Raw genomic sequence first — 14,889 nt, forward strand, 5'->3', positions numbered from 1 at the left:
CGTTGAAATCGGCGTTGAGCGGGTAGCCCGCCTGTGCGCCCGCCTGCACAAACAGTTCCGCGAAACGGTGCGGGCTGCGCAAATCCATCACATTGAGCGGTCCGCCCACGCCATGAAAGTCGTCGCCGCCACGCTCGTTGTGCTCGGCCTTTTTGAAATAGGGCAGAACCTCGGCATACGACCAGCCGGGGTTGCCCTGCGCTGCCCAGTGGTCGTAGTCAGCGGGCTGGCCGCGGGTGTAAACCATGGCATTGAGTGAGCTGGAGCCGCCCAGCACCTTGCCGCGCGGCTGGTAACCCCTGCGACCATTCAAGCCAGGTTGTGGCACGGTGTTCAAACCCCAGCCCAGCAGGCCAAACTTGGCCATGGCCGCCAGCCCTGCCGGACAATGAATCAGCACGCTGCTGTCCACCGGACCCGCTTCAAGCAATGCCACCTGGATACCCGGGTCCTCCGAAAGTCGCGCGGCCAGCACGCAGCCGGCCGATCCGCCCCCGATGATGAGGTAATCAAGCATGATTTGCTCCAGATCTTGTGACGTTTAAATTCATATCGCCGAGTCAGGTTAGCGCAAAAAAACCTCCTGTTGTAGAGCCAAACCCCAAGATAAACCACAAACAGGCGTCAGTTTTTAGGAAAAAAACGAGCACAAACACCTAAATGAGGCATGATATGCATCCAAATTTAAATAAAAAAGGGTCGCAGTCGTGCTTAGTTTTTCATTTACTCATCATTCCGGGGAGGGTGACCATGCCCGCTCCTGACTCCTTGATTTCAAAAAATCAAGAAAAAGTCTCGGCGCAAGGCATGGGCAAGGCGTCCGTGGACCACTTCAGAAAAGCGCCAGAGCCAGAGCCCGAATTTCGTTGGCCAACGCCGCCCTACGCGGTCTACAACGCTGCGAAGCCCTGGAACGAGCCCCAGGATTGTGAACTTGAAGGTCTCACGGGTGTGATTCGGCGCTGCAAGCTGCTCAACCTGAACGCTGCCAAGCACATCATCCACCTCAGCATTGAAACCAGCCCGACGCCTGTTTCCTTGTCGTTTGCTCAGTTTCGTCGCCTGACGCTGAAACCGCAATTGTTTCCCCGGGAGGTCATCACCCCGGACCAGTTTGCCGAAATTCTGGGCTACAAATCCACCCTGGAATACGACATAAAGATGCTGACCGGAGAACCCGTCTGCGGGCTGACCATCGGTTATGTCGAAACTGATTACGGCGTGTTTTTGTTCCCGCCTGTGGGAGATCAGGGATCGGTCGAACAGGTATTTATCCCGCGTGAAGCATTTTCAAGTTTCGCCGCCGGTGGCAAGATTGGACATTTGCTGGTGCAGGATCAGGCTGTCACAGAAAAGCAGGTTGAGCAGGCGGCCAACGAACAAAAGGACATGCGCAGCCGCAAGCTTGGCGACTACCTGCTCGACACGGCTGTCGTCTATCCGGAGCAATTGATGCTGGCGCTCTCCCAGCAGTCCAAAATGCCCATGATCCGGATGGGCGAGGCGCTGACCCTGATGGGCTACATCAGCAGTGAGCAACTCCGCCAGGCACTGGAACGACAAAAAGCGGAGCGCTCCGTGCCGTTGGGCGAGCTCCTGATCAGGATGGGGTTCCTGAGCCGGCACGACCTCAATATTGCTCTGGCCAGGAAAATGGGCTACCCGATGGTGGACGTCAAGCTGTTCCCCGTCGACGCTGCAGCATTGACCAGTATTCCGATGGTCACGGCCAAACGTCTGAAAGTAATGCCGTTGTTGTCGCGGGACAACCTGACCGTGGTGGCCTCGGTGGACCCCACGCAGCGCAAAATGATCGAAGAACTGGAGTTTCTGGTGCAGGGCCGGGTCATCGCCACGTTGGGTGATGAGCTTCAGATCAAACAAAAAATTGTTGAGACCTACGAAAAATTCGGCTTGCACCGCAGCGTCCTGAGCGAGGATTTGCCTGGTTTTTCAGACCACGACAAAGATCAGCTGAGCTCCACTGATTTGCTGGAGTCGATGGAGCATGGCGACTTGAGCGGGGCTGACTCCGATGAGCTCGACAAACCCATTGAACAGTCTGACAACACGCTGGTGCGGCTGATCAACACCATGATCATTGAGGCTTACAACCGGGGTGTTTCGGACATCCATGTGGAGTCGCAGCCCCGACGCGCCAAAGTCCGGATCCGGTTTCGCAAGGACGGTATTTTGTTTCCCTACCTTGAGCTGCCGGCCAACTACCGCGCTGCCCTGGTGGCCAGGCTCAAGATCATGGCCGACCTCGACATCTCGGAAAATCGCAAGCCGCAAGACGGCAAAATTAATTTCAGCAAATTTTCCGCCAAGCACCGGCTTGAATTGCGTATTGCCACCATCCCCACTACCAACCGGCTGGAAGACGTGGTGATGCGCTTGCTGACGTCAAGCAAACCGATCGCCATGGACAAGCTGCTGCTGTCTGATACCAACCTGGCGCAGTTGCGTGATGCCGTTTCCCGGCCTTATGGGATGGTGCTGTGCGTGGGACCCACCGGCTCGGGCAAGACCACCACCCTGCATTCAATACTGAGCTACCTCAACACGCCCGAGCGCAAAATTTGGACCGCTGAAGACCCGGTTGAAATCACCCAGCCCGATTTGCGCCAGGTCCAGGTGAACCCAAAGATCGACTGGACCTTTGCCAAAGCGCTGCGCTCCTTCCTGCGCGCCGACCCCGACATCATCATGGTGGGTGAAATTCGGGACGCCGAGACGGCCCGTATCGCCATCGAGGCCTCGCTCACCGGACACTTGTTGCTGTCCACGCTGCATACCAACAGCGCAGCGGAAACGATCACCCGGCTGGTTGACATGGGCATGGACCCCTTCAATTTTGCCGATTCGCTGCTGGCCGTTCTGGCGCAGCGCCTGGTGAGAAAGCTATGCACCTCGTGCGTCGTCATGGAACCTGCCAGCGATGCCTATGTCAATGAACTGCTGAGCGACTACCTGGCTGTTTTCCCGGCCGACTTGCGCCCCGCTCGGGACGAAGTCCTGGCGCAATGGCTGCAGCAGTTTGGTCACAAGGGTGTGCTCAACCGTTACCACTCGGCAGGATGCCCCGAATGCAAGGGCACAGGCCTGGCGGGCCGTTTGGCCATTCAGGAGTTGTTGATGGTGTCAGCCGGTATCCGGCACCTGATTCAGACCAGTGCGCACCCGGAACTGATCCAGGCCGAGGCGTTCAAATCTGGAAAATTTCGCACGCTGCGCCAGGACGGCATCAGCAAGGTGCTGGCCGGACTGACCAGCATTGAAGAGGCCCGTGCCAACAGCAATGTCTGAACGCAGCCAAGCGTCAGCCCACCCCTACCAGTCGCTGACCCCGGATGTGGTGATGGATGCGCTGGCCAGCGTGGGGATGTTTTGCGACGGCCGGCAAATGTCCCTGAGTTCGTATGAAAACCGTGTCTATCAATTGCACCTTGACAACGGCGACGCGGTGGTGGCCAAGTTTTACCGCCCGGGGCGCTGGCTTGATGCGCAGATTCTGGAAGAGCACGCGTTTTCGCAGGAGTTGACGCGCGCCGAGATTCCGGTGGTTGGCCCGCTCACCCTGGGGGGCAGCACGCTCAACCACTTTGGCGGCTTCGCCTTCAGCGTGAGCCCCCGCCGTGGCGGGCGCTTCCCTGAACTTGACGACCCGGAGGTGCTGGAATGGATTGGCCGCTTTTTGGCGCGCATCCATGCCGTGGGTGCCGTCAGGCCCTTTGTCCACCGCCCGGCACTCGACCTGGCCAGCTTTGGCATCGCCTCGCGCGAATGGCTGCTGTCGCACGACCAGGTGCCGCTGGACGTGCAGTCAAGCTGGGCCAGGGTCTCGCAACAAGCGCTTGACCTGATCGCCGCCCACGGCTGCCTGGCTGGCGCGCCTGCCAGCCCGGCGACTCCCTCACACGACGAATTCGCCCACGACGATGCCATTCAGCGGATCCGCTTGCACGGCGACTGTCACCCGGGCAATATTTTGTGGACGCCGCTCGCTTCACCCGCCAGCGCCCAGCCGGGACCGCATTTTGTGGACCTGGACGACGCCCGCACAGGGCCGGCGGTGCAAGACCTGTGGATGCTGCTCAGCGGCGACCGGCAGCAACAAACCCGCCAACTCGGGTGCCTGATGGATGGCTATGAGCAATTCAGGCCCTTTGACCGGCGCGAACTCGCCCTGATCGAGCCCTTGCGCACCCTGCGACTGCTGCATTACAGCGCCTGGCTGGCTCGGCGCTGGGACGATCCAACCTTCCCCATTCACTTCCCGTGGTTTGGCTCCAGTGACTACTGGCAAGGCCAGGTGCTGATGCTGCAAGAGCAAATTGAGGCCATGCGGGAAGACCCGCTTTCGGCTTGACCGACCTGCTGGCGCCACGATCGCCCTAGGGGTTTACCCGGAAAACCCCTAGGTCAAGCACCCTAGAAGTGCCGCCGGGCTCGCACTGGTATCAGAAATGCTGCAAAATAGAACGATCGTACTATTTATGCGCAATAACCATGCTCTCTTCGCCCCGAAAACCCACTTCAGACCTTCTCAGCAAGCGGAGCAACAGCGTCCGTGCGTTGCAAAAGGGCCAGCAGACCAAGCAAACCATCATCAACGCTGCGCTGGGTCTGGCCGAGCAGATTGGCATCGAAGGCCTGAGCATCGGCGCGCTGGCCGAAGTCACGCACATGAGCAAGTCGGGCGTTTTTGCCCATTTTGGCTCGCGTGAGGAGTTGCAGATTTCTGTCGTGCGCGAGTACTTCCAGCGCTTTTCTGACGAGGTCTTTTTTCCGGCACTGGACGCGCCGCGTGGCTTGCCCCGGGTGCGCGCGCTGTTTGGCAACTGGATGAAGCGCGTGGCCATTGAAATCCAGTCAGGTTGCATTTTTATCAGCGGCGCGGTGGCCTTCGACGACCGGCCGGGCCCGGTGCGCGATGCCTTGGTCAGTTCGGTGCAAACCTGGCTGACCGCCTTTCAGCGCGCCGTGGCGCAAGCCAAGGATGAGGGCCATTTGGTGCCCGATGCCGACGAGGCACAAATGGCTTTCGAGATCCACGGCCTGATTCTGGCGCTGCACTACGAAGCCCGCTTTCTGAAGTACCCGGGAGCGCTGGGACGCGCCAACACCGGCTTTGAAAACACCTTGTTGCGTTACGGCAAAAGCTCGCTGCCTCAAGCACCAAAGTCGCATTAAGTCTTTTATTTCCAAGGAGAAAACACCATGGCCATCTATACCCCGCCACTGCGCGACATGCAGTTTGTCATGCACGAGGTGCTCAACGTCAGCGCTGACCTGCAAGCCATGCCGGCGCATGCCGACATGGACGCCGACACCATCAACGCCGTGCTCGAAGAAGGCGGCAAGTTTGCGGCTGAGGTGCTGCTGCCGATCAATATCAGCGGCGACACCGAGGGCTGCAAGTACGATCTCGCCAGCCATGCGGTCACCACACCCACGGGCTACAAAGAGGCCTATGCCCAATACGTGGCCGGTGGCTGGGCCGCGCTGGCTTGCGACCCCGAGTTTGGCGGCCAGGGGCTGCCGCTGATCGTGAACCAGTGTTTTTACGAAATGATGAACTCCGCCAACCAGGCCTGGGCCATGTACCCCGGCCTGACGCACGGCGCTTATGCCGCTCTGGAAGCCCATGGCACGCCAGAGCAAAAGGCCACCTACCTGCACAAGATGATCAGCGGCGAGTGGACCGGCACCATGTGCCTGACCGAACCCCACTGCGGCACCGACCTGGGGCTGATGCGCACCAAGGCCGAGCCGCAGGGCGACGGCACTTACAAGATCACCGGCAACAAGATTTTCATCAGTGCCGGCGAGCATGACCTGACCGACAACATCATCCATCTGGTGCTGGCCCGCCTGCCCGACGCGCCCCCCGGCATCAAGGGCGTGAGCCTGTTCATCGTGCCCAAATTCCTGGTCAATGCCGACAACTCATTGGGTGCGCGCAATGGTATTTACTGCGGCGGCCTGGAGCACAAGATGGGCATCAAGTCCAGTGCCACCGCGCAGATCGTGCTTGACGCTGCCGTGGGCACCTTGGTGGGCCAACCCAACAAGGGCATGCAGGGCATGTTTGTGATGATGAACGCGGCGCGCCTGGGCGTGGGCAACCAGTCGCTGGGCCTGACCGAAGTGGCTTATCAGAACGCGCTGGCCTACGCCAAAGACCGCATCCAGATGCGCTCCCTGACTGGCGCCAAGGCCAAGGACAAACCTGCCGACCCGATCATCGTGCACCCTGATGTGCGCAAGATGCTGCTCACCGCCAAGGCGTATGCCGAAGGCGGCCGCGCACTGATGTGCTTCAGCTCCATGCTCCTTGAAAAGGAGATTAACCACACCGATGAAGCGGTGCGCAAGGAGTCGGGCGAATTGCTGGCCCTGCTGACCCCCATCGTCAAGGCCTTCATCACCGACAACGGCTGGACTGCCACGTCAACTTGCATGCAGGTGTTTGGCGGCCACGGCTACATCAAGGAGTGGGGCATGGAGCAGTTTGTGCGCGATGCCCGCATCAACATGATTTACGAGGGCACCAACACGATCCAGTCGCTCGACCTGCTGGGTCGAAAAGTGCTGAGCAACAATGGCGCCACCCTGAAGAAATTTGGCAAGCTCATTGGCGCCTTGGTGGCCGAAGAAGGCGTGAACGAGAAGATGGCCGAGTTCATCACCCCGATTGCGATTCTGGGCGACCAGATGACCAAGTTCACCACCGAGCTTGGCTTCAAGGGCTTCCAGAACCCCGACGAGGTGGGCGCTGCCGCCGTGGACTATCTGCGCGTGGCCGGCCACCTGGTGTTTGGCTACTTCTGGGCGCGCATGGCGCAAGTGGCGTTGCGCCAGATTGCCGCGGGCAACACCGACCCGTTTTACTTGGCCAAGCTGCAAACGGCACGCTTTTACTTTGCCAAATTGTTCCCTGAAACCGCAACCCTCATGCGCACTGCCCGCACTGGCAGTAAAGTGCTGATGGACACCGACGCCGCACTGGCCTGATCAATCACTCAAGGAAAAAACATGTCCCGCTTCAATGTCAGAAAAGTCGCCGTGCTGGGTGCCGGCGTGATGGGTGCACAAATTGCCGCGCACCTGGTCAATTGCAAAGTGCCCGTGATCTTGTTTGATTTGCCCGCCAAGGAAGGCCCGAAGAACGGCATCGTCAGCCGCGCCATCGACGGCCTCAAGAAGCTCAAGCCCTCACCGCTGGGCGTGGCCGAAGATGCGGCCCTGATCAGACAAGCCAACTACGAGGAGCACATGGATCAGCTCCTGGACTGCGACCTGGTGATCGAGGCGATTGCCGAGCGCATGGACTGGAAGCTTGACCTGTACAAAAAGATCGCGCCATTTTTGGCACCACACGCCATCGTGGCGTCCAACACCTCGGGGCTGTCGATCACCAAACTCAGCGAAGTGCTGCCCGAGGAGATCAAGCCGCGCTTTTGCGGCATCCACTTCTTCAACCCGCCGCGTTACATGCTGCTGGTGGAACTGATCAACACCCCCACCACCGAGCCGCATATTCTGGACAATCTCGAAGCCTTCGTGACCAGCGCCCTGGGCAAGGGTGTGGTGCGCGCCAAAGACACGCCCAACTTCATCGCCAACCGGGTTGGCGTGGCCGGCATGCTGGCGACCATGAAAGAGGTGGAAAACTTTGGCTTGAGCGTGGATGTGGTGGATGACCTGACCGGCAAAAAACTGGGCCGCGCCAGCTCCGGCACTTTCCGGACCGCCGACGTGGTGGGGCTTGACACCATGGCCCATGTCATCAAGACGCTGCAAGACACCTTGAGCCTTGAAACTGATCCGTTTTACGCCAGTTTTGCCACGCCGGAAGTGGTTAAAACGCTGCTGGAAATGGGCCACCTGGGCCAAAAGGCCAAGGCTGGCTTCTTCAAGAAGGTGGGCCGCGACATCATGCGTTTCGACCCGGCGACAAAAACCTATGTGCCCGGCGGTGAAAAAGCCGACGAGGTTTACACCCGCATGCTGAAAAAGCCCGCTGGTGAACGCCTGCAGCTGCTGCGCAACAGCGAGGGTGCGCAGGGCCAGTTCCTGTGGGCCATTTTGCGCAATGCCTTTCATTACGCCGCCGTCCATCTGGCGCACATTGCCGACAACGCGCGTGACGTCGACTTCTGCATGCGCTGGGGCTTTGGCATGAAGCAGGGCCCGTTCGAGTTGTGGCAAGAGGCCGGTTGGTTGAAGATTGCCAACATGGTCAAGGAAGACATCGAGGCCGGCAAGGCGCTGTGCAACGCGCCGCTGCCCGACTGGGTGTTCAACGGCCCGGTGGCCGACGCCGGCGGTGTGCACACGCCGCAAGGCTCATGGAACCCGACCAGCGGCCAATTTGTGCCGGTGCGCAGTTTGCCGGTTTACGCGCGACAGCACTTTCCCGAAAGTGTGCTGGGCGCGCAGGCGCCCGCAGCGGCCAAAGCCGGCACCACCTTGCATGAAGACGACGCAGTCCGCCTGTGGACGCTGGACGACGAGGTGGTGATTGCCAGCATCAAGACCAAGATGCACGCGATCAGCCCGGATGTGGTCGAAGGGCTGCTGAAAGGCCTGGCGCTGGCCGAAGACAACTACAAGGGCATGGTAATCTGGTCCAACGACGAGATGTTCTCCGCCGGGGCCGACCTGCAGGCCATGCTGCCAGCCTTCATGACGGGCGGTGTCAAGGCGATCTCGGCCTCCGAGCTGGAGATGCAGCAGGCCATGCTGAAACTGCGTTACGCCAATGTGCCGGTGGTCTCGGCCGTGCGCGGGCTGGCGCTGGGCGGCGGCTGCGAGTTGGCGGTTTACTCGGCCAAACGCGTGGCGGCGATGGAGAGCTACATCGGCCTGGTCGAAGTCGGCGTGGGCCTGGTGCCCGGCGCCGGTGGCCTGGCCTACATTGCCCGCCGTGCCGCCGAGAACGCCGCCAGTTCCACCGGCAAAGACCTGCTGCCGTTCCTCACCGAGGGCTTCACGGCGGCTGCCATGGCCAAGGTGGGCACCAGCGCGCTGGAGTCGCGCAAGCTGGGCTACCTGCTGGACAGCGATGTGATCGTGCCCCACAAGGACGAACTGCTGTTTGTCGCCATCAACGAGGCCAGGGCCATGTATGACAGTGGTTACCGGGCCCCGCTCAAGCGCCAGTTTCCAGTGGCGGGCCGCAGCGGTCTGGCCACCATCAAGGGCAGCTTGGTCAACATGCGCGACGGCGGCTTCATCAGCGCCTACGACTACTTTATCGGTTGCCAGATTGCCTGGGTGGTGTGCGGTGGCGATGTGGATGCCGGCAGCCTCGTCGACGAGGACTACCTGATGACGCTGGAGCGCCAGGCCTTTGGTGTGCTGCTTGGCAACCCCAAAACGCAGGAACGCATCATGGGCATGATGCAAAACGGCAAGCCGGTGCGAAATTAACAACCTTGAGGGACAGACCAGGATTTGCGCGGCAAATTTGCTCTGTCCTCTACTGATCAAATCTGATTGAGAGAAGTTTATGAAACAAATTCAAGAAGCCTATGTCGTCGCCGCCACGCGCAGCCCTATCGGCAAGTCGCATCGTGGCTATTTCCGCAACATGCGTCCGGATGACCTGCTGGTCAAGGTGCTGCAGTCGGCGCTGGCCCAGGCGCCCGGGCTGGACCCCAATGCCATCGAGGACATCATCTGCGGCTGCGCCATTCCCGAAGGCCCGCAAGGCCTGAACATTGCCCGCATTGGCGCGGTGCTGGCAGGCCTGCCGGTGAGTGTGGGCGGTGTCACCATCAACCGGTTTTGCGCCTCGGGCGTCACGGCGATCCAGATGGCCGCTGACCGGATTCGTGTGGGCGAGGCTGACGTGATGATCGCCGCCGGCGTGGAAAGCATGAGCATGGTGCCAATGACCGGCAACGCGCCGTCGTTCTCGCCGCTGATGTTCGAGCGCGACGATGACATTGGCATCGCCTACGGCATGGGCCTGACCGCCGAAAAAGTGGCCACCCAATGGAAGGTCAGCCGCGACGCGCAGGACGCGTTTGCGTTGCAGTCGCACCAGCGCGCACTGGCGGCGCAGGCTGCCGGCTATTTCACCGCAGAAACCACCCCAATTGAAGTGATTGACCGCTCGCCCAACCTGGCCACCGGTGAAGTCATCGAGAAAAAACGGGTGGTGAGCCTGGACGAAGGTGCGCGCGCCGACACCTCGCTTGAAGGCCTGGCCAAGCTCAAGAACCCGTTTGCCGCGCGTGGCACAGTCACGGCCGGCAACAGCTCGCAAACCTCCGACGGTGCCGGTGCGCTGATTCTGTGCAGCGAAAAAGCCGTCAGGCAGTTTGGCCTCAAGCCGCTGGCGCGATTTGTGTCGTTTGCCGCCAAAGGCGTGCCGCCGCAGTTCATGGGCATTGGCCCGATCGAGGCGATTCCGGCAGCGCTGCGCAACGGCGGCCTGACGCTCGACCAGATGGACTGGATCGAGTTGAACGAAGCCTTTGCCGCGCAGTCGCTGGCCGTCATGAACACGCTGGGGCTGGACCCGGCCAAAGTCAACCCGATGGGCGGCGCGATTGCGCTGGGCCACCCGCTGGGCGCCACCGGCGCCATCCGCGCCGCCACCCTGGTGCACGGACTGCAGCGCACCCAGGGCAAATACGGCATGGTCACCATGTGCATTGGCATGGGCCAGGGCGCTGCCGGGATTTTTGAGCGCGTCTGAACGAAACGCGCTACAGCCTTCGTCGCGGGGGCGCGACACCCACAGGACAGCAGCAACGTCAGTCTTTGTGGGAGTCGCGCCCCCGCGACGAATGACTTCGGGTTATTCGTGGAAAATGCAAGGCGCAAACTTGTTACAGCCCCAAGGAAAACTTTATGACCGACATTTTGATTGACACCTCTGACAGCGTCACCACCCTTACGCTGAACCGCGTGGCCAAGAAAAATTCGTTCACAACCGCCATGTATTCGGCCATGGCGGACGCCTTGACCCAGGCGCAGGCCGATGCATCGGTGCGTGTGGTGGTGTTTCAAGGCCATGAGACCATTTTCAGCTCGGGCAATGACATTGCAGACTTCCTGAAAAATCCGCCCACGTCGGTGGACGCGCCGGTGTTCCAGTTCCTGCGCGCCATCAACCTCTTTACCAAGCCCATCATTGCGGCGGTGTGCGGCCCGGCCGTGGGCATTGGCACCACCATGCTGTTCCATTGCGATCTGGTTTATGCCGGCGACAACGCGGCGTTTGCCATGCCTTTTGTCAACCTCGGTGTGTGCCCGGAAGCCGCATCGAGCCTGCTGGCACCGCAGCGCATGGGCTACGGCCGCGCCGCCGAGGCGCTGCTGCTGGGCGAGCCTTTCCTGGCCGAGTCGGCGCTGGAAATGGGCCTGGTCAGCCGCATCGTGCCGCCTGCCGAGGCAAATGCCCTGGCCCGGCGCCAGGCGCAAAAGCTGGCAACCAAGCCGATGGCCTCGCTGCTTGCCACCAAACAACTGATGAAGCAGGGGCAAGCCAGTCTGGTGGCGCAGCGCATGGCTGAAGAAGCGGTCATTTTTGGCCGCATGCTGGGCGAGCCGGCGGCGCGTGAAGCCTTTTCCGCGTTCATGGAAAAGCGCCAACCCGATTTCAGCAGCTTCTGATGCGCGCCTTGCTTGCCGCAAGCACACTGGTCGCCGGCCTGCTCGCTGGCGCCAGCAGCGCAGCCGCCACGCCCGGCGAGGTGAAGGTGGGCAGCGTGCTGCGCGAAGCCACCATGCTCGGGCTCAATGGCCCGGACCAAAAACTGTCGACGTTTCGCGGCAAGCCCCTGATCATCAACGTCTGGGCCAGTTGGTGCCCGCCCTGCATTGCGGAAATGGGCTCGTTAGAGCGCCTGGCCTGGAGCGACCTGGGGCAGCAATTCACCGTCATCGGCATTTCCACCGATGACTACCCGCAGGCCGCCAAGAGTTTCCTGCGCAAAAGCAATGCCACCATCAACCATTACATTGACCGTCAGTTGGAACTGGAACACATGCTGGGTGCCTCACAATTGCCGCTGACCGTGCTGGTGGACGCCAAGGGCCGCGTCCTTGCCAAGGTGGTCGGTGCCCGCGAGTGGGACGGCCCGCAGGCCATGCAATTGATCCGCAACACCTTTCGCATTGCCGCAACGCCCTCCATTGTCCTGAAGAAATGACCCACGCTGGTCTGGAAAAATTACCCATGCCGCACCCTGCCAAAACGCCTGTTGATGTCCAGTTCGAGGACGAGTTCGTTGCCGGCCTCAAGAAGATCTTCGAAGAAATGATTGTCTTCAACCGTATGCTGGGCTTTAAGATCACTTCGGTACAGCCCACCCAGGTCAGGGCGCGCATCGACATGCGCAATGAATTGGTGGGCCACTATGCCTATAACCGTATCCATGGTGGCGTCATCAGCGCCTCACTCGATGCGTTGGGTGGCCTGGCGGTGATGGCGGCCATTGGCGCGCGCCACATGAACGAAACCCCGCAGCAGCGCCTGCAGCGTTTTGCCAAGCTTGGCACCATTGACCTGCGCATTGATTACCTGCGCCCCGGCATTGGCGAATGGTTTGAGCTGCGCGCCGAGGTAATGCGCCTGGGCTCGCGCGTGGCCTCCACGCGCATGGAGTTTTTGGGCGCTGACGGCAAATTGCTGTCCACCGGGGCCGGGGCCTACATCGTGTCCTGAGGGCCGCCTGTGCACAGCTTTTAAGCCATAGAATCCAGCAAACAAGCCAATCCGAACGTGAACGGCAAAGAGTTTTTTAACCGAAGGAGACATCAAATGCGTCAATTCAAACCACTGAAAAACACCCTTGCCGCTGTGCTTCTGGCATTCGCTGCCGCTGGCGCCTGGGCGCAAGCGCTCGAGGTTGAGGGCGTCAAGCTGGAGGCGACCAACCAGGTGGGCGCCTCCACGCTGCAGCTCAATGGCGCCGGCGTGCGCACCAAAGTTTTCTTCAAAGTCTATGTGGCCGGCTTGTACCTGCCTCAGAAGGCCACCAGCTCAGCCCAGTTGCTGGCACAAAAAGGCGCGCGCCGCGTCGCCATCACCATGCTGCGTGACGTGGATGCCCAGAGCTTTGCCAGCGCCCTGAACGACGGTCTGCGTGACAACCACACCGAAGCGCAGTTTGCCGCCATGAAGCCGCAAATTGACGCGCTCAACGCGAATCTCAAGGCAGTGGGCGAAGCCAAAAAGGGTGACGTGATCCACTTCGAGTTTTTGCCCGACGCGGGGACGCAGGTCACGGTGAACGGCAAGATGAAAGGCAGCGTGATTGCCGGTGACGACTTTTTCACCGCGGTGCTGCGTATCTGGCTGGGAGAAAAACCGGTCGACGCCAGCCTCAAGAAGGGCTTGATCGGGGCGTGATGTCGGGCCTGGGCACTGCGCGCGGCTTGCCCTGGTCGTCAATCGCCACGTAGGTGATGGAAGCCTCGGTGACCTTGGTGTAGTGGCCCTGCAAGCGAAAGTGCTCGGCGTACACCTCGATCTTGACGGTGATGGACGTGCGCCCGATGCGCACCAGCTTGCCGTAAAACGACAGGATGTCACCCACCCGCACCGGCTGCTTGAAGATGAATTCATTCACTGCCACCGTCGCCATGCGGCCGTCGGCGTAGGGGGCGGCGATCACGGCACCGGCCAGATCGACCTGCGCCATCACCCAGCCGCCAAAAATGTCGCCGTTGGCATTCACGTCGCGTGGCATCGGGATCACCTTGAGCACCAGCTTTTCGTTCAGCGGCAGCTCAAGCTTGGGCGGCTTGGCCGCGTCATGGGGCGCGTCAGCTTGGGGACTTGTAGACATGGGCACAATCCTTGGGTGTTGGAGGCGGCGCTGGCGCATTTCGTGCAACTGCGGCCTGCCCCATAAATAGTCAGGATTGTCCCCCATGCGCAGCCATTCATCCGCCCGTCACAGCGGCAGCTCCACCGATTCAGCTTCTGCCACCGCACCCGCCGAAAAACCGCCCCGCTCCGACTGGGCCACCCTGCAGCGCCTGTTCCCCTACCTGTGGGAATACAAATGGCGCGTGATCGCGGCACTGGCTTTCATGGTGGGCGCCAAGCTGGCCAACGTGAGTGTGCCGCTGCTGCTCAAGGAACTGGTCGACACCATGAACCCCAAGGGGCCGATCGGCGTCGAGGCCCTGCTGGTGGTGCCACTGGGCTTGCTGGTGGCCTACGGGCTGCTGCGCCTGTCGACCACGCTGTTTGCCGAATTACGCGAGCTGATTTTTGCCAAGGCCACCGAGGGTGCCTCGCGCAGTATTTCGGTGCAGGTGTTTCGCCATCTGCACGCCCTGAGCCTGCGCTTTCACCTGGAACGCCAGACTGGCGGCATGACCCGCGACATCGAGCGTGGCACCCGCGCGGTGCACTCGCTCATCAGCTACTCGCTCTACAGCATCTTCCCGACGCTGATCGAGGTGGCGCTGGTGCTGAGCATTCTGGCGGTCAAGTTCGACATGTGGTTTGCCTGGATCACCATCATTGCGCTCGTCCTCTACATCACCTTCACCATTGTGGTGACCGAGTGGCGCACCCAGTTCAGAAAGGAGATGAACGAGCTCGACAGCAACGCGCACAGCCGGGCCATCGACTCACTGCTGAACTACGAGACGGTGAAATACTTCAACAACGAGGAGTTCGAGGCGCGCCGCTACGACGAGAACCTGGAGCGCTACCGCAAGGCGGCACTCAAGAGCCAGACCACTTTAAGCCTGCTCAACACCGGCCAGCAGCTCATCATTGCCGCCGGCCTGGTGGCCATGCTGTGGCGCGCCACCCAGGGCGTGGTCGACGGCCGCATGACGCTGGGCGACCTGGTGATGGTCAACGCCTTCATGATCCAGCTCTACATTCCGCTGGGTTTTCTG

13 protein-coding genes are annotated in these 14,889 nt (G+C 60.8%); 11 read left to right on the forward strand and 2 right to left on the reverse strand.

Annotation, left to right across the window (positions count from 1 at the left end):
• On the reverse strand, positions 1-517 hold a 517-nt coding region (locus GPS82_RS09820; protein WP_296493978.1), incomplete at its 3' end, for a GMC family oxidoreductase N-terminal domain-containing protein.
• A 233-nt stretch (positions 518-750) separates the two neighbouring features.
• Here GPS82_RS09820 and GPS82_RS09825 point away from each other — a divergent pair.
• The 10 genes from GPS82_RS09825 to GPS82_RS09870 all read left to right on the forward strand — a co-directional run bounded on the left by GPS82_RS09825 (position 751) and on the right by GPS82_RS09870 (position 13,378).
• The gene (locus tag GPS82_RS09825; RefSeq protein WP_296493981.1) at positions 751-3,309 is read left to right on the forward strand and encodes an ATPase, T2SS/T4P/T4SS family; all 2,559 of its coding nucleotides are present in this window, start codon (positions 751-753) and stop codon (positions 3,307-3,309) included.
• Positions 3,302-4,372: a serine/threonine protein kinase gene (locus tag GPS82_RS09830; protein WP_296493983.1), complete on the forward strand. Its 1,071-nt coding sequence runs from the start codon at positions 3,302-3,304 to the stop codon at positions 4,370-4,372. The genes GPS82_RS09825 and GPS82_RS09830 overlap by 8 nt, the downstream gene beginning before the upstream one ends.
• A gap of 140 nt (positions 4,373-4,512) precedes the next feature.
• A complete protein-coding gene (locus tag GPS82_RS09835; protein ID WP_296493986.1) occupies positions 4,513-5,196 on the forward strand; it encodes a TetR/AcrR family transcriptional regulator in 684 nt (227 codons plus the stop codon).
• A gap of 27 nt (positions 5,197-5,223) precedes the next feature.
• A complete protein-coding gene (locus tag GPS82_RS09840) occupies positions 5,224-7,020 on the forward strand; it encodes an acyl-CoA dehydrogenase C-terminal domain-containing protein (RefSeq protein WP_296493987.1) in 1,797 nt (598 codons plus the stop codon).
• A gap of 21 nt (positions 7,021-7,041) precedes the next feature.
• The gene (locus GPS82_RS09845; RefSeq protein ID WP_296493990.1) at positions 7,042-9,441 is read left to right on the forward strand and encodes a 3-hydroxyacyl-CoA dehydrogenase/enoyl-CoA hydratase family protein; all 2,400 of its coding nucleotides are present in this window, start codon (positions 7,042-7,044) and stop codon (positions 9,439-9,441) included.
• A gap of 79 nt (positions 9,442-9,520) precedes the next feature.
• Positions 9,521-10,717: an acetyl-CoA C-acyltransferase gene (locus GPS82_RS09850; RefSeq protein WP_296493993.1), complete on the forward strand. Its 1,197-nt coding sequence runs from the start codon at positions 9,521-9,523 to the stop codon at positions 10,715-10,717.
• A 155-nt stretch (positions 10,718-10,872) separates the two neighbouring features.
• Positions 10,873-11,637: an enoyl-CoA hydratase gene (locus tag GPS82_RS09855; protein WP_296493995.1), complete on the forward strand. Its 765-nt coding sequence runs from the start codon at positions 10,873-10,875 to the stop codon at positions 11,635-11,637.
• A complete protein-coding gene (locus tag GPS82_RS09860; protein WP_296493998.1) occupies positions 11,637-12,176 on the forward strand; it encodes a TlpA disulfide reductase family protein in 540 nt (179 codons plus the stop codon). Before GPS82_RS09855 ends, GPS82_RS09860 begins: the two co-directional genes overlap by 1 nt.
• Positions 12,177-12,202: 26 nt before the next feature.
• Positions 12,203-12,691 carry a thioesterase family protein gene (locus GPS82_RS09865; RefSeq protein ID WP_296494000.1) on the forward strand — a complete coding sequence of 163 codons (489 nt, stop codon included), beginning with the start codon at positions 12,203-12,205 and terminating at the stop codon, positions 12,689-12,691.
• A gap of 96 nt (positions 12,692-12,787) precedes the next feature.
• On the forward strand, positions 12,788-13,378 hold the full coding sequence (locus GPS82_RS09870; RefSeq protein ID WP_296494001.1) for a chalcone isomerase family protein: 591 nt from the start codon (positions 12,788-12,790) through the stop codon (positions 13,376-13,378).
• Here the strand turns inward: GPS82_RS09870 and GPS82_RS09875 are convergent.
• Positions 13,353-13,817, reverse strand: a complete 465-nt coding sequence (locus tag GPS82_RS09875; protein WP_296494003.1) for an acyl-CoA thioesterase — start codon at positions 13,815-13,817, stop codon at positions 13,353-13,355. The genes GPS82_RS09870 and GPS82_RS09875 overlap by 26 nt on opposite strands.
• Positions 13,818-13,902: 85 nt before the next feature.
• Between GPS82_RS09875 and GPS82_RS09880 the strand changes: the two genes are divergently transcribed.
• A partial coding sequence (locus GPS82_RS09880) for an ABC transporter transmembrane domain-containing protein (RefSeq protein WP_296494006.1) occupies positions 13,903-14,889 on the forward strand: 987 nt, incomplete at its 3' end.

The organism is Rhodoferax sp., assembly GCF_011391645.1.
In the GTDB taxonomy this organism is placed as follows: domain Bacteria; phylum Pseudomonadota; class Gammaproteobacteria; order Burkholderiales; family Burkholderiaceae_C; genus Rhodoferax.

Excerpts from the sequence above, each read along its gene's own strand:
- GPS82_RS09855 (WP_296493995.1), top strand. The coding sequence starts at position 10,873 with ATGACCGACATTTTGATTGACACCTCTGACAGCGTCACCACCCTTACG.
- GPS82_RS09825 (WP_296493981.1), top strand. The coding sequence starts at position 751 with ATGCCCGCTCCTGACTCCTTGATTTCAAAAAATCAAGAAAAAGTCTCG.
- GPS82_RS09845 (WP_296493990.1), top strand. The coding sequence starts at position 7,042 with ATGTCCCGCTTCAATGTCAGAAAAGTCGCCGTGCTGGGTGCCGGCGTG.
- GPS82_RS09830 (WP_296493983.1), top strand. The coding sequence starts at position 3,302 with ATGTCTGAACGCAGCCAAGCGTCAGCCCACCCCTACCAGTCGCTGACC.
- GPS82_RS09840 (WP_296493987.1), top strand. The coding sequence starts at position 5,224 with ATGGCCATCTATACCCCGCCACTGCGCGACATGCAGTTTGTCATGCAC.
- GPS82_RS09860 (WP_296493998.1), top strand. The coding sequence starts at position 11,637 with ATGCGCGCCTTGCTTGCCGCAAGCACACTGGTCGCCGGCCTGCTCGCT.
- GPS82_RS09875 (WP_296494003.1), bottom strand. The coding sequence starts at position 13,817 with ATGTCTACAAGTCCCCAAGCTGACGCGCCCCATGACGCGGCCAAGCCG.
- GPS82_RS09870 (WP_296494001.1), top strand. The coding sequence starts at position 12,788 with ATGCGTCAATTCAAACCACTGAAAAACACCCTTGCCGCTGTGCTTCTG.
- GPS82_RS09865 (WP_296494000.1), top strand. The coding sequence starts at position 12,203 with ATGCCGCACCCTGCCAAAACGCCTGTTGATGTCCAGTTCGAGGACGAG.
- GPS82_RS09835 (WP_296493986.1), top strand. The coding sequence starts at position 4,513 with ATGCTCTCTTCGCCCCGAAAACCCACTTCAGACCTTCTCAGCAAGCGG.
- GPS82_RS09850 (WP_296493993.1), top strand. The coding sequence starts at position 9,521 with ATGAAACAAATTCAAGAAGCCTATGTCGTCGCCGCCACGCGCAGCCCT.